General features: G+C 56.1%; 20 protein-coding genes and 1 tRNA gene. 11 read left to right on the forward strand and 10 right to left on the reverse strand.

The features are described 5' to 3' along the window. Window positions 1-99 precede the first annotated feature (99 nt). The gene (locus tag LRS06_RS25600; RefSeq protein WP_374679432.1) at window positions 100-423 is read right to left on the reverse strand and encodes a DUF6660 family protein; all 324 of its coding nucleotides are present in this window, start codon (window positions 421-423) and stop codon (window positions 100-102) included. A 438-nt stretch (window positions 424-861) separates the two neighbouring features. Here LRS06_RS25600 and LRS06_RS17120 point away from each other — a divergent pair, with 438 nt between their 5' ends. The 5 genes from LRS06_RS17120 (at window position 862) to LRS06_RS17140 (ending at window position 5,830) form a co-directional block, all read left to right on the forward strand. After that, window positions 862-2,118: a site-specific integrase gene (locus LRS06_RS17120; RefSeq protein WP_257872602.1), complete on the forward strand. Its 1,257-nt coding sequence runs from the start codon at window positions 862-864 to the stop codon at window positions 2,116-2,118. A gap of 317 nt (window positions 2,119-2,435) precedes the next feature. Continuing rightward, a complete protein-coding gene (locus LRS06_RS17125; RefSeq protein ID WP_257872603.1) occupies window positions 2,436-3,704 on the forward strand; it encodes a hypothetical protein in 1,269 nt (422 codons plus the stop codon). Between the two features lie 83 nt (window positions 3,705-3,787). Next, entirely contained in the window at window positions 3,788-4,072 is a 285-nt protein-coding gene (locus LRS06_RS17130; protein WP_257872604.1) for a helix-turn-helix domain-containing protein, read from the forward strand. Window positions 4,073-4,074: 2 nt separating this feature from the next. Further along, window positions 4,075-4,743 (forward strand): hypothetical protein, encoded by a 669-nt coding sequence (locus LRS06_RS17135; protein ID WP_257872605.1) that lies wholly within the window; start codon window positions 4,075-4,077, stop codon window positions 4,741-4,743. 160 nt (window positions 4,744-4,903) lie between these two features. Then, window positions 4,904-5,830 (forward strand): hypothetical protein, encoded by a 927-nt coding sequence (locus LRS06_RS17140; RefSeq protein WP_257872606.1) that lies wholly within the window; start codon window positions 4,904-4,906, stop codon window positions 5,828-5,830. Here the strand turns inward: LRS06_RS17140 and LRS06_RS17145 are convergent. Next, a complete protein-coding gene (locus LRS06_RS17145) occupies window positions 5,807-6,301 on the reverse strand; it encodes a hypothetical protein (protein ID WP_257872607.1) in 495 nt (164 codons plus the stop codon). The genes LRS06_RS17140 and LRS06_RS17145 overlap by 24 nt on opposite strands. 24 nt (window positions 6,302-6,325) lie before the next feature. Next, window positions 6,326-7,080, reverse strand: a protein-coding gene (locus LRS06_RS17150) for an IS5 family transposase (RefSeq protein ID WP_257872608.1) whose coding sequence is annotated in 2 segments (ribosomal slippage) — window positions 6,326-6,747 and window positions 6,747-7,080 — 756 coding nt in all. Because the reading frame shifts where the segments join, the coding sequence is not laid out codon by codon here. Window positions 7,081-7,358: 278 nt separating this feature from the next. On the opposite strand from LRS06_RS17150, the gene LRS06_RS17155 reads away from it, so the two are divergent. Next, window positions 7,359-7,658 (forward strand): hypothetical protein, encoded by a 300-nt coding sequence (locus tag LRS06_RS17155; RefSeq protein ID WP_257872609.1) that lies wholly within the window; start codon window positions 7,359-7,361, stop codon window positions 7,656-7,658. Between the two features lie 73 nt (window positions 7,659-7,731). Here LRS06_RS17155 and LRS06_RS25605 read toward each other — a convergent pair whose 3' ends face one another. Continuing rightward, window positions 7,732-8,064, reverse strand: a complete 333-nt coding sequence (locus tag LRS06_RS25605) for a zinc ribbon domain-containing protein (protein ID WP_374679433.1) — start codon at window positions 8,062-8,064, stop codon at window positions 7,732-7,734. A 128-nt stretch (window positions 8,065-8,192) separates the two neighbouring features. Between LRS06_RS25605 and LRS06_RS17160 the strand changes: the two genes are divergently transcribed. Both LRS06_RS17160 and LRS06_RS17165 read left to right on the forward strand, forming a co-directional pair. Beyond that, complete coding sequence (locus tag LRS06_RS17160) at window positions 8,193-8,783, forward strand: hypothetical protein (RefSeq protein WP_257872610.1); 591 nt, start codon at window positions 8,193-8,195, stop codon at window positions 8,781-8,783. Window positions 8,784-8,859: 76 nt separating this feature from the next. Beyond that, on the forward strand, window positions 8,860-9,345 hold the full coding sequence (locus tag LRS06_RS17165; protein WP_257872611.1) for a hypothetical protein: 486 nt from the start codon (window positions 8,860-8,862) through the stop codon (window positions 9,343-9,345). A gap of 189 nt (window positions 9,346-9,534) precedes the next feature. Here the strand turns inward: LRS06_RS17165 and LRS06_RS17170 are convergent. The 4 genes from LRS06_RS17170 to LRS06_RS17185 form a co-directional block, all read right to left on the reverse strand. Then, a tRNA-Arg gene (locus LRS06_RS17170) sits at window positions 9,535-9,606 on the reverse strand. A 170-nt stretch (window positions 9,607-9,776) separates the two neighbouring features. After that, a complete protein-coding gene (locus LRS06_RS17175) occupies window positions 9,777-10,679 on the reverse strand; it encodes a transglutaminase family protein (RefSeq protein ID WP_257872612.1) in 903 nt (300 codons plus the stop codon). A 200-nt stretch (window positions 10,680-10,879) separates the two neighbouring features. After that, a complete protein-coding gene (gene sucC / locus LRS06_RS17180) occupies window positions 10,880-12,085 on the reverse strand; it encodes an ADP-forming succinate--CoA ligase subunit beta (RefSeq protein ID WP_257872613.1) in 1,206 nt (401 codons plus the stop codon). 251 nt (window positions 12,086-12,336) lie between these two features. Continuing rightward, on the reverse strand, window positions 12,337-13,365 hold the full coding sequence (locus tag LRS06_RS17185; RefSeq protein ID WP_257872614.1) for a hypothetical protein: 1,029 nt from the start codon (window positions 13,363-13,365) through the stop codon (window positions 12,337-12,339). A gap of 145 nt (window positions 13,366-13,510) precedes the next feature. Here LRS06_RS17185 and LRS06_RS17190 point away from each other — a divergent pair, with 145 nt between their 5' ends. From LRS06_RS17190 to LRS06_RS17200, 3 genes are all read left to right on the forward strand, one after another. Further along, entirely contained in the window at window positions 13,511-14,176 is a 666-nt protein-coding gene (locus LRS06_RS17190; RefSeq protein WP_196956910.1) for an ABC transporter ATP-binding protein, read from the forward strand. A 384-nt stretch (window positions 14,177-14,560) separates the two neighbouring features. Beyond that, window positions 14,561-15,361: a hypothetical protein gene (locus LRS06_RS17195; protein ID WP_257872615.1), complete on the forward strand. Its 801-nt coding sequence runs from the start codon at window positions 14,561-14,563 to the stop codon at window positions 15,359-15,361. A 96-nt stretch (window positions 15,362-15,457) separates the two neighbouring features. Further along, entirely contained in the window at window positions 15,458-17,383 is a 1,926-nt protein-coding gene (locus LRS06_RS17200) for an ATP-dependent DNA helicase RecQ (protein WP_257872616.1), read from the forward strand. Window positions 17,384-17,475: 92 nt separating this feature from the next. On the opposite strand, the gene LRS06_RS17205 is transcribed toward LRS06_RS17200, so the two are convergent. Together LRS06_RS17205 and LRS06_RS17210 are read right to left on the reverse strand one after the other, a co-directional pair. Then, window positions 17,476-17,913 carry an organic hydroperoxide resistance protein gene (locus tag LRS06_RS17205; RefSeq protein WP_257872617.1) on the reverse strand — a complete coding sequence of 146 codons (438 nt, stop codon included), beginning with the start codon at window positions 17,911-17,913 and terminating at the stop codon, window positions 17,476-17,478. 25 nt (window positions 17,914-17,938) lie between these two features. After that, the gene (locus tag LRS06_RS17210; protein WP_257872618.1) at window positions 17,939-18,391 is read right to left on the reverse strand and encodes a MarR family winged helix-turn-helix transcriptional regulator; all 453 of its coding nucleotides are present in this window, start codon (window positions 18,389-18,391) and stop codon (window positions 17,939-17,941) included. Between the last annotated feature and the right edge of the window lie 151 nt (window positions 18,392-18,542).

The raw sequence follows: 18,542 nt of genomic DNA on the forward strand, positions 1-18,542 counted from the left end.
AATGCACCCCGCTTCAGCAGCCTGCGCCGAAGCCCGACGAGCCCCGCGCGCATGGCACCAGACCGTCTGTTCGGGGGAGTAAACAGGAAAAAGGCAAGGCTAGGCCCGCGGTGGCTGCCACACGGTACCCGAAGCACGGGGAAGCGGCGAGGCCGTGAGCGGTAAGCGGTGAGTTGCAGGCGCCCACTCTCTAACTTTAGCGGGAGCTGTTGCGGCCAGCCCAGCAGCGGGTGCTATTGCCCCGCCGCAGCAGTGGCATTGGCATAGCGGAGAGCACCAATCCCCAATGTCCCCGGCGTCAGTGTGGGATGAGGAAACAAAGAAGGTTGGCGTCTGCTGGCTGCGCTCCGGCATCTCGTCGGTGCACGTGAAGCACGACAGGCACGCGAGGTACAGCGAAAACAAGAAGCAGAACAGCCGCATGCAGTAAAAGTAGCACAAGCGGCTAAATGTCGCCGCACAGCTGCCCTTAAGAGACAGGTTTTCCTATTCAGATCAGACAAAGACAAAGACAGCCAGCGGTTACATGCCCTCAAGCAGTAAAGGTAGATGCTGAGCGTAATTGGAGGGCGTAAACCCGCGTCCGCTACAACGCAAAAAACCCGGAAAACCGCTTCTGCTGACAGATGTGCGGCTTTCCGGGTTTTCCGGGCGTTAAACGTGGTGGTCGCGCCAGGACTACCCAAACCCGTATCAGTTCTATTTGTAGTTGGCCAAAAAACGCCTCTAATGCACTGTATTGCCTTTTTATGAACAGACTGGGAAAGGGTAGGTACGGTTAAGTTCAAAAGTTTTGTCCCGTGAGTTGTCCCGTGAGAACCAAATAACTACCTTAGAGTATTCACTTTTCCGGGCTAGGAAATGCTACGAACCAAGTTTTACCTCACCGATGGCAAGGCCACCGGCGAAACGGCATTGTATGCCGCCTGTTACCTCGAAGGGGTACGCAAAAAAGTCTATCTGCCTACGCTGCTGGTGCGGCCCGATCAATGGGACGCCAAAGGGCAGAAGTACCGGCGCAACTTCGATAACTACCCCGAAGCCAATAAGCTGCTGAAGCTGCTGGCAGACGAACTTGAAAAGAGCCACGTTGAACGCACAGCCCGGGGCAAGACTACCAACGTTGATGACCTCCGGGCTATAGCCGCCCGTGTTACTGCCGGGGCACCGCCCGCCGGGCCCGCCGGACTGCTGGAGGAAATGGGTAACTGGATAGAGGCCAGCAAACGGGACAAATCAGCCGCAACTATCAAATGCTATGTGACGCTCCAGCGCCACCTCACGGCCTACGCAAAAGTGCGCCGGCTGCAGCCCACCTTTGCCAGCCTCGACTCCGCCTTTTGCGAAGGATTCAAAAGCTACCTCCTCCGCACCGTAGGGTTGGGCAATGCCTCCATCAACAACCAGGTGAAGAACCTGAAGGTGTTTTTGGCGGCCACCTTTGAGCAGGAACTACACGAGTTTGCCCACTTCAAACGGTTCCGCAAGCTGGAGGCCGTGGCCCCGGAGCTGGTTTACCTCACCAGAGACGAAAAGGAACAGCTATATCTGCTCAATCTTACGGGGCGGCCCTATCTGGAGCAGACCCGGGATATCTTCCTGTTTGAGTGCGAAACTGGCCTCCGGTTCTCCGATGTGCGGGCCCTCCGCCCAGAGCAGATTGTGGGCGGCTATATCCTGCTCACCACCATCAAAACGGCTGACCTGCTGCGGGTGCCTCTTTCGCCGCTGGCTCAATCCATCCTGGCACGGTACGCCGGCCGCCGTGATGGGAAAGCCCTTCCGGTAATCAGTAACCAGAAAACCAACGCCTACCTGAAAGTAGTGGCCGAATTGGCGGGCCTTGATACGCCCACCACTACCACACAGCACAAGGGGAGCCAACGGGTAGCCACCACCCGACCCAAGTGGGAGTTGGTATGCACCCACACCGCCCGCCGCACCTTCGTCACGTTGGCGCTGGAGGGCGGGATGCGGCCGGAGGTAGTGATGCGGATTACCGGCCACAAAGACTATAAGACGCTACACCGCTACCTGAAGATTACGGATGCAGTAGTGCAGGGCGAATTTGAACAATATGTTGAACGACAGGCTGCACCCTTGATGCGAGCTGGGTAGGTAATTCTATGTCAAGTTTGACTTTTGATCAGCGACAGATATTAGCTGAACGACTGTATGTGATGTACGCATACGCCTTCCAGACTTTGGATTTTACTCAATGGTACATCGTTCCCAGCGGTACGTTTTACTTGAGGTGGCCTGAAGCATTAGCACGGTTTATTAAACTGATAGAAGCAAATCAGATAGGCGGGTACCCTTACGACTCTGACTCGTCACGGTATAGCGAGGGTCTGGATTACGAGTCTGGGTACACAGATGTGTTGCCGGCGTACTGTAGTGGCTTCAAGTCATATCTAGGTTACAAGCTTTCCATAGTGAAGCCTGTAGAAGTTGCGTCAGTTATTGAACGGAAACTAGATAAAGCAGATGAGGTAGATTGTGACTATTTGGCTGACATACTAGCAGAAATAAAGCTTGATGCTTTACAAGGATTAAGCTATGACCCGGGGCAAAAATGGGGGATAGACCGCCATTCTGCACCCACTAGCGTGCTAGAATATAATCTGCAGAGCGCAGACCGCTGGCTGGCAAAACGCAGAGCATTACTACTAAAAAGTATTGTGCTGACCGGCCAACTTGGAAGTGAATACCAAAAACGCAATGGTGAAAAAAATGAAACTATGAATCAGCGCTCTTACTCAATTAGGCAGCGAATGCAGAATGCCGAACAGGCTTATGAGGAAGCCAAAGCCAGGTTCAGGTCGAAGGATTATACAGATTGGTTTGAGGATATAAAATTGCCAAATGGTGAGGTGAGGCATCACAGCTTTGATGACTTTATCAAACCATATTGCCGTCGATACCCTACTATGCTGGGATATATATTCAGCTGCATTGATAATCTCGAAGTTGCTCCAGTACTCGACAAGCATTTTCCCGCATTTGATAAAATAGATGCTGATTACTTAGATGATGCACTTAGTGAAATTGAGGGCATTGTAGGAGCTTACAGTTTCAGCACTACATCCAATGATGGAATTGACTATTACAATGGGTATAAGAATGAAAGTGAGATGTTTAACGCATCTATGGAGGGGCAGAACACAGACAATCGTTTTGCTCCAAAGGTGATTAGTAATGTTGCCCGCGCTCGAAAGTGGGCTGTAACTAATCCAATGATTCCCGTTTCGTCGTCTCCAATTACAGATGAGACAAACGTGCATTCGAAAGTGGTTGAGCCCGTTCTGCCTGCCTTAAAGCCTGAGCGAAACCTTGCAAATGGAGAGCTCACTTCGCTGGAATGGCTAGGGAATGGTGCTGACTTAGCAGAATTGTTTTATCGTCTTGCTAAAGCTGGATTCATTAATTTAAGTCAGTTTCGCCCACCAAATGGAGGAAACATGACTAGTCTTTGCAAACACATTTGCCAACTTTTCCAAGTTGGACAGACACCAGAGAAGAACGATGCTGCTGCAGTAGCATTGCAGAAAGCTCTGGCTAAGTTCGCAACTGATGAGTTAGAACCGGGTGAAGTTGATGAACAAGCATTGTGGCGTAAACCGATTGAACGCAGACCAGGGAATGCTAAAAGTGCAAGGGTAGCAAAGGTGATACCCGATAATGGTCAAGTAGGGGAGTTGTAGGGGAGTTGTAGGGGTTTGTAGGGTTGCGCTAACCTACAAACCCCCAATAGGTTTGCAGCAGTCAAACTAACCAAACGACTGCTATGCAAACACCAATCATCCTGACAGACCCGGACGCACTCCGGGAGCTGATCCGCAGCACTCTATTGGAGTTGCTGCCCACCACGCCGCCAGCTACCAATTCGGTACCGCAGCTGATGACAATGGCCGAAACGTGCCGGGAGTTCGGCGTGTCCAAAACCACGCTGGGAGAGTGGCGCAAGAATGGCATTGTGCCGTTTGTGCGGCTGGGCCGCCGCGTGTATTTCGAGCGGGCTAGAGTGCTGGAGGCCGGCCGGTCACACCTTCGCTACCAACGCAAGGGCTAGGAATGATGGATACTACTAACTCCGCCCGCGCCCTCCGGGGCCCGCACCCTATAGCCCCGGCCACCGTCCGCCCCGGTAACCACCCACCCCGCCCGCCTCAGCCACCCCGCCGCCGCAATCCGTTCCCGGCCCCGGTGCCCAACGGGCCATTCCAAGCTGCGCTCCTGTACCGATTGGAAACGTCTTCCTACATTGCCAACCTGAACGGTATGGATTGGGAGTATCGGCTGGTGGCCGAGTGTGTACCTACGGCCGCCAGCATTACGGTACACCCGCTCCTTTATCTGTGCCGGCCTCAAAGCCGCTACACCCGCCCTAGCCAATGCGAAGGGATATTGCAGAGTCCGACTATCGAGGGGGTAAAGGAGTTCCTCTCCGGCCTTCGTATGGTGGAACTATCGCCGGTGGCACGTGATTTCTTCGATATTGCCTTCGTACTGGATTACAAGGAAAATTACCGGCTCCGCAACATAGCGGCCCCGGCAGCCGTGGCCCTCATTCGCAAGCCCACTGCACACCAGGAGGGCTATATGCTGCTACTGGTGTTACCTCAGAATTATCAGCCCCGTTACCGCAGCGCCAACGAGCGCACCGCCGCCGCTGCCATGCGGGCCGCCGTGAGCTACGTTCCAGCTTGGCTGAAGTACCTCTCTGGCTCAGCTCCGGCCTAACGGCCCCGGGCCGCCGTGCCCTCCAATGCCTTTTCCGGGTCGCGTTCTACTGCCTCTAAAACGAGGGAGCGGGCACCCTATTGCTAAGGTGCCCGCTCCGTAGTGGGCCGTTTCGGGCTAGGAAATTGGCGGATACTACTGCGAGTAAAGATAACCGATTTTGTCTACTCCTGTGTACGACAACACCCACCTTCATTTTCAGCTCCCGGCCGCCGGAACCGGGGCGGAGCTACGGCTGGCCCGTGCGCCGGCATTTGCCACCTGCTCCGGTGAACCCGATGAGCAGGGCCGCCTCACGGCCATCTACCGGGGCCTCCGTCTGGAGTATGTACCGGCTACGGGGTGGGGTAGGGTGCGCGGGTCGCTGCACACATTCGCCCACGGCCACAACACCGGGCCCTTTGGGTGGATGGAAGCCGCGCTGGCCTGCGACGAGTTAGCGGTGGCCCTGGCAATGCCACCGGATTGGCTTACGGTGCGCCGGCTAGAGGTAGGCCTGAATATTCCGGTGCCCACGCCGCCCCGGGAGTTTCTGCAGAGTCTTGTAAGCCACAAAAAGAGCCTCTTTACGGCACTCAAACCGCCGGCCGGTGCCGCCCGCCCGCTGGAGTATAGCGCGTTCCACGAAGCCTACCGGCTAAAGTTCTACGATAAGGGCACCTATGCCCGCCTACAAGGCCAGCCGCACCCGCCGGGCCACCTGCTCCGGTTTGAAGTGGTGTACTCCCGGGCCCGGCCCTTGCAGCAGCTCACGGGTTATGCCCCGCTCACATTGGCTGATCTGCCCCGGCCGCTGGTGCTGGCTGCCTTCCAGGAGCAGCTGCGCCTCCAATGGTACCGAACCCAACGCCTAACACCGATGGACTACACCGGCCTCTCCCTGGCTGATTCCGCCCTAATCCATGCGGCCAACGATCCGGCCTTTTGGGAGGCTATGCGAAAAAGCCAGCCCCGGGCTACCTACACCCGCAACCATGCCCGGGCCCGGCGGCTGCTGGAGCAGCTACGGCAACGTGCGGAGGCGCACCCGTTCGACGTGGCCTTTGAGCGCGGGCTGGAAGGGTTAGATGTTTTCAAGTATGATTGAAAGTAAGCCAATCAGAAGGCATAGCCCTGTGGTCATTCCTGCCACAATCAATATAGCAAGTCCAATCTTTTTCAGCAGTTCAGATGTACTAAGCTTATTGATCAATGACGAGCTAGGTAAGTTGTTGATTTGACCCAACTTTAATGGATGGGGCTGTACTTGTGTTTCTGACTTCAGATATGATTCAAGCAATTGCTGCACAGCTGAAAGTGATGAAACTCCACTTCTGTAGATAGGATCTGATACAAGCAGAGCATACTCCAGCTTTGAATCAAGCTGTAACGCTAGTACCTGTTCGTTGAAAAAACCGTGTTTAAAGAGCAAGTTTTTTGCATTGCTCTCTATCAAAAGGGTCTGATTACCCAGATGTTCCCAACTGGCCTTATGCACTTCGCCTTCCTGCGAAATAAGGAGTGAGCCAGTTGGACGGAAGATATATGTGACTTTAGCTTCACCTTCATCTATAACCACCCAATGCTGACTAGTTAGGAGGTGTTAACAGTCGCGCAACCAGAGGACGGTTGCGGCGAGGTGAATAAAGGCTAAGAAATGGGCATCGAGCTTGTCATACCGGGTGGCCACTCGGCGAAATTGCTTGAGCCGGCTGAAGAGCCGTTCGACGGGGTGTCGCTGGGCGTAACGGGCCGGGTCGTAGGCGCGCGGGTGGCGGCGCTTGCGCCGGGGCGGAATGACGGCGCACGTGCCGCGGGCGGCCAGCGCGGCCACGAGCGGGTCGGAATCGTAGCCCCGGTCGGCTACGACAAAGGCCGGGGCCAATCCGGCGAGCAGCGGCAACGCTTGCGGGGCGTCGTGGCGCTGGCCGGCCGTCAGCCCGCCGCGCACGAACCGGCCCCGGGCGTCGGCCACGGCGTGCAGCTTGCTGGTCAAGCCGCCGCGGCTCCGTCCCAGGGCTTGCGGTCCGTTTTTTTGCGCGCCCCGCTCGCGTGCTGGTGGGCCCGCACCGTAGTCGAGTCGACCAGCAGCGTGTGCAGCGCATCGTCCTCTTGCACGGCGGCCAGCACCCGGGCCCACACGCCCGAGGCCGTCCAGCGCTGGAAGCGCGTGTACGTCGTGTGCCAGTTGCCCCACACCGCCGGCAGGGCGCGCCAGCGGCAGCCGTTGCGCAATAACCACAACACTGCTTCGACAAAGCGGCGATTGTCCTGGCCACGGCCGCCTTTCGTGCCTTCCCGGCCAGGCAGCAAAGGCGCAATCCGCGCCCACTGCGCGTCCGTCAACAAATACTCCATGCCCAAACATACAACCTACTGTTAACACCTCCTAGTAAGGCGGTGTTGTCTAGCTCTTGGCTGAATTGCCGGAGCTTAGGAATTATACTAAGAAGATAAGTTTTCATACGGCCGCGAAACGATGAGCCTATTTAGGCATAACGCCTTGCACATCCTATTCGGGCTCAGATTTGATACCAGTTACCACCCTTGTAATCATTTGGCAAACGCCGCCGGCAGAGCAGACAGAGAAGCATGCCGTTTTCCCTGTAAACAACAGCCTAACAACAGCCCAAAAAATGGGATACGAAAAAGGAACGAGCGGCAACCCCGCCGGTAGGCCCGCCGGGAGCCCCAACAAAGCCTCCACAGCAATCCGTGCCATTATTGCGGAAGCCCTGGCCGGCACCGATGCCGCCACCTTACGCCAAAAGCTGGAGGCACTAGAGGGACTTGACTTCATTAACGCATACGTCCGGTTAGCGGAGTTTGTAGCACCCAAACTCCAGCGCACCGATATGGCAGTAGAGCCCGGCTCCGGCCGGGTGTACGTCACACTCGATCTGGGAGGCCCGCCCGCCGGTGCCCCGCCGTTCTAGAGGAGCATAGAAGTCCGGTAAACATTCCCGAATGGTAATGCATACTCAGAGTTTATCTAGCAATGTGAGGAAACTATCTCTTGGCTCTAGTGAAGAACACCAAAGCTCCGATGATTACGTCTCCAAAGAACCAAATTAGTAGAATCATAAAGGCCCCTAGGCCCGTCCCAACGGCCGCTCCGGCTTTTTCAGCCTCCGATGTTGCCGTTGACATACTATCCGCAGCTGCGCCAACACCCGCAAATAGCCAGTACATCATTAGTAAGTTGAAGCCAATGAATACGTACTTAATGAATTTTCCAAAGACTGACCTTTTGGGCTTGCGGAGTTCAAATCCACAGGAAGGGCACTTTGATGCTGAACTGCTAATCTGAGCTGCGCACTCAGGGCAAGTAACTAGAGCCATAAAGTATTTTAATCTAATGATGAAGCTATCAATGTTACTGGTATCTACTGCAATTACAAAGCATTTGCCAGTTTATCCTTAAGGATTTCGGCTATCTCAGTTGGCCTCCTAACCTTTCAGCTTCCACAATGCCCCGCTACCCTAGTTTCCCTGCTACTGCCGACGACATCAAACGGCTGGAGTTATCATACCTGCTCCGCTCCAACCTGCTCAGGCCCGGTTTCCACGTCACCACAATCAGTTGGAGTGTGCGAGGCAAGCCTTCCGGTCGGATTTCGCTGGAGGCCCACATCTTCCTAGATGAAACCTACCTCCGCCTCCGATACACGCTAAATGATACCACCAATTATGACTACCGGGTGGAACTGGAGGCCACGGCCAGCAACTTACCCGGTGGAAAGGGAGTGCGCTACTACATGATCTGTCCGGTATCGGGACGGCGGGCCACTGTCCTGTTCTTGCGCCCTGGGAGTAGTATGTTTGCTCACCGGCTGGCTTACACCGGAACCCGTCTGTTCTACGACTCGCAGTTAGAGCCAAAACGGTTCCGAGGCCTAGGTAGCTATTTCGCCATAGATAGAAAGTGGGAGCAAGAGTATCGCAAGGGTCGCAAGACGCACTACCAGGGCAAGCCTACCCGCTGGTATGCCCGGCTCCTGAAGCTGGAGCAGCGGGCAGAGGCTGCTACTCCAATGTTGTTACAAGAGTTAAATAAGTAGATGATGATAAATAGGCTTTTTCAATGGACTATCTCGTGTTATAAAGTAGTGATAATTGCCTTTATTTGGTTATTCCATGTTGTTAAACGGAAAACATCAGATGACATACAATTTTCGAGGGTTTACACTCATTGCCATAGTAGGAATCGTCACTTGTTCTTGTTCAGGCTTATCAAATAAGAAAGAAGACCTTACTGGTTCATGGGTTAAGTATAAGACCATAAATTACATGGCCGGTAAGGAAACAGTAATTGAGCCCCAATCAGGGGTTGAGAACGGCTATGTAGGCTCACTTGAGAATCCCAACGTCGTTAAGTTCACAAAGTATTCTGAGATAGTATTCACGGGTAGGGAGGGGAAGCCAGATAGGGCTTATAGTTATTCATTCAATGGTGATTCTATTGTCATTGATGAGGGGCATTTCTCGCCAAAGGCTATGTCAATCGATAGATTGACCAAAGACAGTCTGGAACTGTCATTTGAGATGAAAGTAGATTACATAGATCCATCTTATCGTAATGGCAAGTGGATCATGAGAGACTTTTACTATAAAACTGAATAGACTTTGTTCACTGATAGCATATTAATAGTCTTTGTCAGCCAATTTTCATGCGTTTATCAATCATTACCATTTTGATGCACAAAAGAATCTTTTGAAAGCAGTTATCTGGTTTTGTCCCGTGACCTGTCCCATAGGAAAAGAAACACCCCGCTAATACCCTGTTTTACAGGTAATTAGCGGGGTGTTTTGTGGTCGCGCCAGGAATCGAACCTGGATCAAGAGCTTCGGAGACTCCTATACTATCCGTTGTACTACGCGACCTTCCGGGTAGGGGTGGCAAAACTAAGCAGAAAACGCTCGGTGCACAACTCCCGATCAGAATTCACGGCGGGTATTCTGGTAGCCAACGAAAAAGGAAGCCGTAATTTTTTGACTGCTTACGGATTAGGCGCTTCGCCAGGCGCTAAAGAAAATTATGGTAGCTCAGGCGGCTATTGCCCGCCGCCGTTGGCGGAGTAGTCTGCTTTGGCGGCTGGGAGCGGGGCTGTGGTAGGCGGCGCGTAGAACGTAGCCAGGGAATGCGTATAACGCATACCCGAGAGTTTATGCTGCTGGAATGAAAGCAGTTTTTTGGCGCCTTCGGGCAGCAGCATAAGACCCGTAGGAACCGTTTTCATCCCGAAACGGTTGTCCAGCACCGTATCAAAGTAATAGAGGTAAGGGCGAATCCAGCGGAAGTAGCTTTTGCTGTTGGCTTCTGTGGAGGTGCTGATAGACAATGATTTGGGGTTAGTAGCCAAAGCCTGCTGAAGCTCAACGGCATTCACGGGCTGGCCGGCCAGCAGCGGCACGATATCAAACTGACTGTCTACCATAATCCATTTGCTTTGATCAGGCAACCAAGCTTCCGTGAGGGCGTGGCCTCCGGCCGAAGAACGGGTATCGGCGTTATGAGCCTTTAGGTATAAGGGGCGAGCCGGAATTCCCACGGCATTAAGAGCGGTAGTTAGCACGGCTCCAAACTCAACGCACTGCACAGATTTTCCGAGCATTGCGGCCCGAAGTATGGCAAAGGCGTCGCGGGTCTTCAGGTCCTGGCGACCATCGTGCTCCAAGCGGTTGTGCACCCATTTAGAGAGGGCCTGAACCCGCTCCAGATCCGTGTTGGCCCCTTGCATAGCTTCATCCAGGCCATACATTTCCCGGAAGCGCACTAAGTAATCAGTGCTTGGCGGGCTGTACTGGAAGGTGTAGCCCGCCGCATCCGGAGCGTCTTCAAATTCCAGCGCCGGCTCTGGCTGCTCCGCCAACGCGGCAAAGAACTGAGCCTGAGCAGGTGTCGACGCAAAAGAGAGGAAGCAGAGAGCAACTATTGTATAGATAAACTTTCTCATGGGCAGGCTAAATGAGTTTCCCTTAACGAAGACAATTCATTCTGGGTTTACCCCAAATTTTCTTCTTCTGTCAAAAGTAGGCTTCTGCTACCCGTTGTGAAATCACATGAATGGGTGATACTGTATCCGAAGAAAATACAAATGCCTCCCTGGCGGACCAGAGAGGCATTTTATTGACCCAAATAGGGGACAAGTATTTTTTAGGAAATGCCCTGCTCAGTCAGCACTTCCTTTACTTTCTGGGCAGCATCCTTCAGCAGCACGGCCGAGTATACCTTCAGGCCGCTTTCGTCGATGATGCGGGCGCCTTCTTCGGCGTTGGTACCCTGCAAGCGCACAATGATGGGCACTTTGATGTCGCCGATGTTCTTGTAGGCTTCTACCACCCCATTGGCCACCCGGTCGCAGCGCACGATGCCGCCGAAGATGTTGATGAGGATGGCTTTCACGTTCGGGTCCTTCAGGATGATGCGGAAACCGGCTTCCACAGTCTGCGCGTTGGCTCCACCCCCTACGTCGAGGAAGTTGGCCGGCTCGCCGCCGCTGAGCTTGATGATGTCCATAGTCGCCATAGCCAGGCCGGCCCCGTTCACCATGCAGCCCACGTTACCGTCGAGCTTCACGTAGTTCAGGTTCGAGGCCGAGGCTTCTACTTCCAGCGGGTCTTCCTCGTTGGTATCGCGCAACTCCACGAAGTCCTTGTGACGGTAGAGGGCGTTTTCGTCGAGGGTTACTTTCGCGTCAACGGCCAGAATCTTGTCGTCCGAGGTTTTCAGCACGGGGTTGATTTCGAACATGCTGGAGTCCGTCTCGTCGTAAGCCTTATATAAGGCCTGCACGAACTTCACCATTTCCTTCTGGGCCGGGCCAGTAAGACCCAGATTGAAGGCAATTTTGGCAGCCTGGAACGGACGCAGACCCACGCGCGGGTCGATGGTTTCCTTGTGGATTTTCTCGGGATGCGCCTCGGCTACCTCCTCAATGTCCATACCGCCTTCGGTGGTATAGATGATGACGTTTTTGCCGCTGGTACGGTCCAGCAGCACGCTCATGTAGTATTCCTTGGTTTCGGATGCGCCGGGGTAATATACATCCTGAGCCACCAGCACCTTATGCACTTTGCGGCCTTCGGGACCGGTTTGCTTGGTTACCAGCTGCATGCCAATGATGTTGCCGGCCACTTCCTTTACCTGGTCCAGGTTTTTGGCGAGCTTCACTCCACCCCCTTTGCCCCGGCCACCGGCGTGGATCTGCGCCTTGATGACGTGCCAGCTGGTGCCGGTTTCGGCGGTCAGCTTTTTGGCGGCTTCTACAGCTTCTTCGGCGGTGTCGGCCGTGTAGCCTTCCTGCACGCGTACGCCGTAGCGCTTGAGAATTTCTTTACCCTGATACTCGTGAATGTTCATAGAGGGTCGTTTTTAGGGGAAGATTCGGGTGGGTGTTTGCGGCTGCGAAAGTAGGCAGAAATGCGTTAGGAGTTAGTAGCTGTCCGTTGTCAGTTGTACGTTTTCAGTTGTTCGTTGGTGCTGGTGGCTGCCGCTAACAACTGACAACCAATAACTAATAACTTCACTTTCACCGCCCAAACCAGTCTGTCATCACCTGCTCGGCGGGCTTGTGCTGGGGCGTAAAGTCGAGGTGGCGGCGAGCGGCGCGGTCAGGCATCAGGCCGGGGTACCAGCTTCCACACAAACAGGCCCCGAAACCACTTCTGCGGCCAGAACGTCTCAAACATAGCCGCGTAACAGGCCGCTTGCGTGGCTTCGTCGGCGGAAGTCAGCACGGCCCTGCGGTCGGGCCAGGTCCAGGGCTCAGTGGCGGCATCGGGCGTCGTTTTATAGCCGATTTCGGTGAAGACCACCGGCTTCTTAAAGCGCCGCTGAATAGCCTTGATCCGGCGCAGCGGCTCCTGCCAAGCTTGGAGCAGGGCCGCCTTTTCGGGTCGCTCCGTCTTGCTCAGCGGAAAATACGCCTGAATGCCGATAAAGTCCAGCGCATCCCAGAACGGAACTTGTTCAAACTCCCCGCTCCAGTTGGCCGCGTACGTGAGCTGCCCGTGGTACACCCCGCGAATCTGCCGGATGAGGGTGCGCCACTCAGTTTCGTGGCCCACACTGGCGTGCTGCAGCTCGGTACCTATGCATAAGGCTTCCAACTGATGCTCCTCGGCCAGCCGGGCATAGTGCAGTATAAACAAGGAGTAGCTGGCAAACCACTGCTGCCAGTCGGCTGGGGAGGTCATGTTGATGTCGCCAGGCCAGGAGCCGGAACCCCCGCGCAGCCACAGGTGGGGCTTGAGCAGCGTGCTGATGCCGCGCTGCCGGGCCCGCTCCGCCGTCTGAATGATGCCTGCGTCACTCTCTCCCCAGTAATGACGGCTGCCCTTACCGGTTTGCAGGCGTATTTCCGGCACGGCGGCGCCCGCCTGCCAGCCAAAGGGCGTCTGGGCAATCCACGTCACGCGGGCACGCACTAGCGGCTCTAGGTCCAGAGCCGAGGCGGAGTCGCCAGCCACCCAGCTCACCCCCCGTAGGCGCCCATCAGTGGGTGGTGGGCCAATAGCAGGCTGAGCAACGCGGGCAGGAGCGGGGCGAGGTGGGCGCGTCAGCTGCCAGGCGGTAAAAGCTGCGCCAAGTAGCAGCAAAACCAGCAGCCAGCGGCGTATGGCGGAGGTAGTAAATGACATTGGAGCAGGCAAGGAATGCATCAGCAGCCAAGATAGGCAGCCAGGGCACATGGCGTAGCTTCTGCCGCCGTAGATGCACCCGCAACGCCCGACATTACGTAGATTTGTTTTCCGTACCCGCGGCTCACCTTATTTGCTCCCGATTTTGCTGCAAGCCATAAACGTTCGTAAAAGCTACAACACGCTGGAAGTCCTCAAGGGCATTGATCTGACGATTGAAAAATCCGAAATCGTGTCCATCGTCGGGTCGTCCGGGGCCGGCAAAAGCACGCTCCTGCACATCCTAGGTACGCTCGACAATCCCGATTCCGGGGAGGTGCTTTTCGATGGTGAGCCCATCAACTCGCTCAGCCGCTCCAATCTGGCCAAGTTTCGCAACCGCCACATCGGGTTCATCTTTCAGTTTCACAACCTGCTGCCCGAGTTTACGGCCCTCGAAAACGTGTGTTTGCCGGCATACCTGGCCGGTCGCTCCGAAAAAGAAACCCGGGTGCGGGCCCGCGAATTGCTCGGGATGCTGAACCTGGAGCGCCGCGCCGACCACAAACCTAGCGAAATGAGCGGCGGTGAGCAGCAGCGTACGGCCGTAGCCCGCGCCCTTATCAATTCCCCCGAAATCATCTTCGCCGACGAGCCCAGCGGCAACCTCGACTCCCAGAATGCCCAGGAATTGCACCAGATTTTCTTTCTGCTGCGCAAGGAGCTGGGCCAGACGTTCGTGATTGTGACCCACAACGACCAGCTGGCTGAAATGGCCGACCGCAAGATTGTGATGAAGGACGGCCACATCTGGGAAGGGCAGCTGGCATAACCTCTACCATTGGCCCCGCGTATACAACGCATCCGGAAGGTAACTTCTGGATGCGTTTCTTTGACCCCTGGTAATGCGCCCGTTTGTGCCGGGCCATTCAGCTACGGCCGCTGCCGCGTTTTCGAGACGTAGCAGTGGCCGTCTTTTCTTGTCTGAATTAGGGTAATTGATGTTGATTTCAGGCTTCAGGTATCCATTTAAGGGTATGTTTGAATGCTAAAAATATTGGCTGACTATTAAATATTGAATTGATGCTTGTAATTAGCTGATATTCAACGAGAAAATTTGCTAAAAAACCATGCTGTTTTTGCACCTTTTACGTGGTCGGTTCGTTATCTTCACGTAACACAATACGGTACTACAGGACATAAACGGAAAGACGCCATGAGCGAAGCAACCAAGAACATCAAAGAGCCGGTTCGTAAGACTAAAGTGGAGAGCTTTGACATCTCGCGTTCCGACGAGACGCTCCAGTTGGCGACGGACCTGGCTAAATTCATCAAGGACAACAAGCTCAGCACTACGGTGCAGGGCAAGGAGTTCGTGAACGTGGAAGGCTGGCAGTACGCCGGGTCGCGTCTGGGTATTGTGCCCATCGTAGACCACGTCATCAACGTTTCCACGGAAGCTGAAATTAAGTATCAGGCCAAAGTGACGCTGTTCGATATGCGCAGCGGCCACACGGTAGGGGCCGGGTTTGCCATCTGCTCCAATAAGGAGCAGGGCAAGAAGTTCTACCAGGAGTTTGCCATTATGAGTATGGCTCAGACCCGGGCCATTGGCAAAGCCTACCGCAACATCCTGGCCTGGATTATCCGAGCTGCCGGCTATGAGCCCACGCCCGCTGAGGAAATGGACTATGGCGGAAACACGCCCGCTGAAGCCAAGCCTGCTGCAACTCCGGTGGCTGCTCCCGCTGCCGTGACGCCCATGAAGGCGGTGCCCGCCGAGCCGCTGACCCCGGCTGCCGTTGCTTCCGAGCCTGCTCCGGTCGCTTACGCCTCGGCCCCGCAGAAGGAGGAAATCATTCGGCTGCTTAACCATCCGGTCATCACCCGTCAGGAAAAGACCAAGATGCTGCTGAATATCAACCGTCTGGACGAGGAGCGGGCCACGGGCGCCATTGCCAAGCTCAAGAAAGCCATTGAAGACCGCGAAAACGGTCAGGCTGCCACGGCTGCCTAAGGCTCTTATTTATACTGGAAAGCCCGGTTCCGCAAGGAGCCGGGCTTTTTTGTTGGCTGTTGGCGTAGCGCCCGGCCACACTCTACCTTTGCCGCTATGCTTCCGCCCACCGACGATATTCTGCACGTATTGCGCCAGACGTGGGGGCACACCGCGTTTCGGCCGCTGCAGGAGGATATCATTCGGGCGGTGCTGGCGGGGCAGGATGTGCTGGCGCTACTGCCCACGGGCGGCGGCAAGAGCATCTGCTTCCAGGTGCCGGCCCTGGCCCGGCCCGGCCTGTGCGTGGTGGTCTCGCCGCTCATTGCCCTAATGAAAGACCAGGTGGACAACCTGCGCAAGCGCGGCATCAAGGCCGAAGCCGTGTACGCGGGCATGAGCCACCAGGAAATCGACCAGACGCTGGATAACTGCGTGTATGGCCCGGTAAAGTTCCTGTACGTGTCGCCGGAGCGGCTGCTCACGGATATGTTTCGGGCCCGGGTGGGCAAGATGAAGGTGAGCTTGCTGGCCGTGGACGAAGCGCACTGCCTTTCGCAGTGGGGCTACGACTTCCGGCCACCCTACCTGCGCATTGCCGAGCTACGTGAGCTGCTGCCCGGCGTGCCCTGCATAGCCCTCACGGCCACCGCCACGGAGCAGGTTCGCCGGGACATTGTAGAGAAGCTGCGGTTCGGCGCCACGCACAGCGTGTTTCAGCAAAGCTTTGCCCGGCCCAACCTGTCGTACTCGGTGCTGAACACGGAAGACAAGCTGCGGCGCCTGCTGGAAGTGGTACGAGGCGTGGGGCCCGACAAAACCAGCATTGTATACGCCCGCACCCGCCGTCAGACCGAGGACGCCGCGGCCTATCTGTGCCAGCAGAACGTGGCCGCCGCCGCCTACCACGCCGGTCTGCCCGCCGAGTTGCGCGCCCGCACCCAACAGGACTGGATGGCCAACAAAACGCGGTGCATAGTGGCCACCAATGCCTTTGGCATGGGCATTGATAAGCCCGACGTACGCCTCGTGGTGCACCTCGATGCGCCCGATAACCTGGAGGCCTACTACCAGGAGGCTGGCCGCGCCGGCCGCGACGAAAAGTACGCCTTTGCGGTGCTGCTGCATGGCCCCAACGACGCCGACGAGTTGCGTCGCCGCACCCGGCAGGCGTTTCCCGAGCTGGAGGTGGTGCGCCGGGTGTATCAGGCCCTGGCTAACTTCTCGCGCACGGCTGTGGGTGGGGGCGAGCTGGTGGCTTTCGATTTCGACATTCAGCAGTTTGCCGAAACCTACCGTATCAAGGCTCTGGATGCGCACAACAGCCTGCGCCTGCTGGAGCGGGAAGGCTTCGTGCAGGTGAATGAGGCCGTGAACAATCCCGCCCGTGTGCACATTCCCATCGACCACAACGACTTGTACCGGTTTCAGGTGGCCAACGCCCAGCACGACCAGCTCATCAAAAGCCTGTTACGGTTTCACGGCGGAGAGCTGTTCGCGGGCTTTCAGCGGATTTCGGAAAACAGCCTGGCCCAGCATCTGCGCCTGAGCGTGGTGGAGCTGCGCAAGATGCTGCTGTTTCTGCACCGCTCGGGCATCATCCAGTTTCAGCCGCGCCACGAGTCGCCGCAGGCTATGTTTACTACGGCCCGCTTCGATGCGGCCAAGCTGCCGCTGGAGCAGAAACGCCTCCATCAGGCCCGGGAGCTGGCCCTGCACAAAACCGAGTCGGTGATTCGCTACGCGGCGGGCGGGCAATGCCGGCAACAGCTGCTGCTGGAGTATTTCGGGGAGCTGGAGGCGCCGGCCTGCGGTGTGTGCGACCTGTGCCTGGCCCGCAAAAAAGCCCGCCAGCCAACGGCGTCCAGCGCGAGCCTGCGCGACCAGCTGCTGACCCTGCTGAAAGCCATGCCCCAAACCCCGCGCGAGGTGCTCACCCATTTCCAGCCCGGTCAGGCCACCGCCGTAACGGCGCAGCTGCGGGAGCTGGTGGAGCTAGGCGAGCTGCGCTACGCAACTGATGGGCGGTTGGAAATAAGGTGAATGAGCTGAAAAGCAGTAGCTCGGAGCAAAATAATAAACCCCAACTAAGCTGGTAGTCGGGGTTTATTGTAAAGCTGAAGCTGCCTTAGATACTATGCCGGGTTGGTCGTGGCAACCAGCGTCACCTCGATATTGCCGCGGGTAGCACGCGAGTAGGGGCAGATGCCGTGAGCGGCTTCTACCAGCTGCTCGGCCTGGCTTTGAGCTACGCCGGGAATGTTCACGTGCAGATCGGCCGAGATGCCGAAACCACCATCTTCTGCCTTGCCAAAGCCAATAAGGGCTTCTACCGTCACGTCGCTGAGCCGTACGCCGGCCTGACGGGCAGCTACGCCCAGCGCACCCTCAAAGCAGGCTGCGTAGCCGGCGGCAAAAAGCTGCTCGGGGTTGGTAGCGCCGGCTTTGCCGGGGCCGCCCATAGCCTTTGGGGTGCTCAGAGCCAGGTTCAGCACATCGTCGTTGGACGTTACCTGACCGTCGCGGCCACCTTTGGCCTTGGCCTGGGCCGTGAAGATTTTCTCGATTTTCATAGTGAAGAAAAAGTAAATGGCTGCGCTAGGTCAGCCGGGTTAACAAGGTGTTGAGCTGCTGGCGGAGAGCCTCAAACTCGGGAACCGACAGCTGCAGGCGTTCTATCAAGTGCTCAGGAATGCGGCAGGCTTGCTGCTGCAGCGCCTCACCGGCTGGCTGAATGCTAATAATGACGGAACGCTCGTCGCGCGGGTCGCGGCGGCGGCTCACCCACTGCTTCTGCTCCATGCGCTTGAGCAGGGGCGTAAGCGTGCCTGAGTCGAGCAGCAGCTTGTCGCCCAGGGCTTTCACCGTCAGCTCACGGTGTTCCCACAGCAGCAGCAGCACCAGGTACTGCGGGTAGGTGAGGTCCATTTCCTGCAGGAAGGGCTGGTAGGCTTTGGTAAACATCCGCGACACGGCATACAGCGGAAAGCACAGCTGGTTTTCCAGCTTGAGCAGGTCCGGATGGTCGGCAGAAGAAGTCGGCTTGTTCATCGTTTCAGCAAGGTTAACGGGTTTGGTTGTAGAATGTTTAATTGTGTGCAATTAAAATTAACTTCTCCAACTAATCGATTAGTAGTGAGTAAGTAAAATTTAGGGGGTAATGTTCAGCCGACTGCCCGCCGGCCCAAAAACGAAGGGACCC

It is taken from the genome of Hymenobacter sp. J193 (genome assembly GCF_024700075.1).
Classification (GTDB): domain Bacteria; phylum Bacteroidota; class Bacteroidia; order Cytophagales; family Hymenobacteraceae; genus Hymenobacter.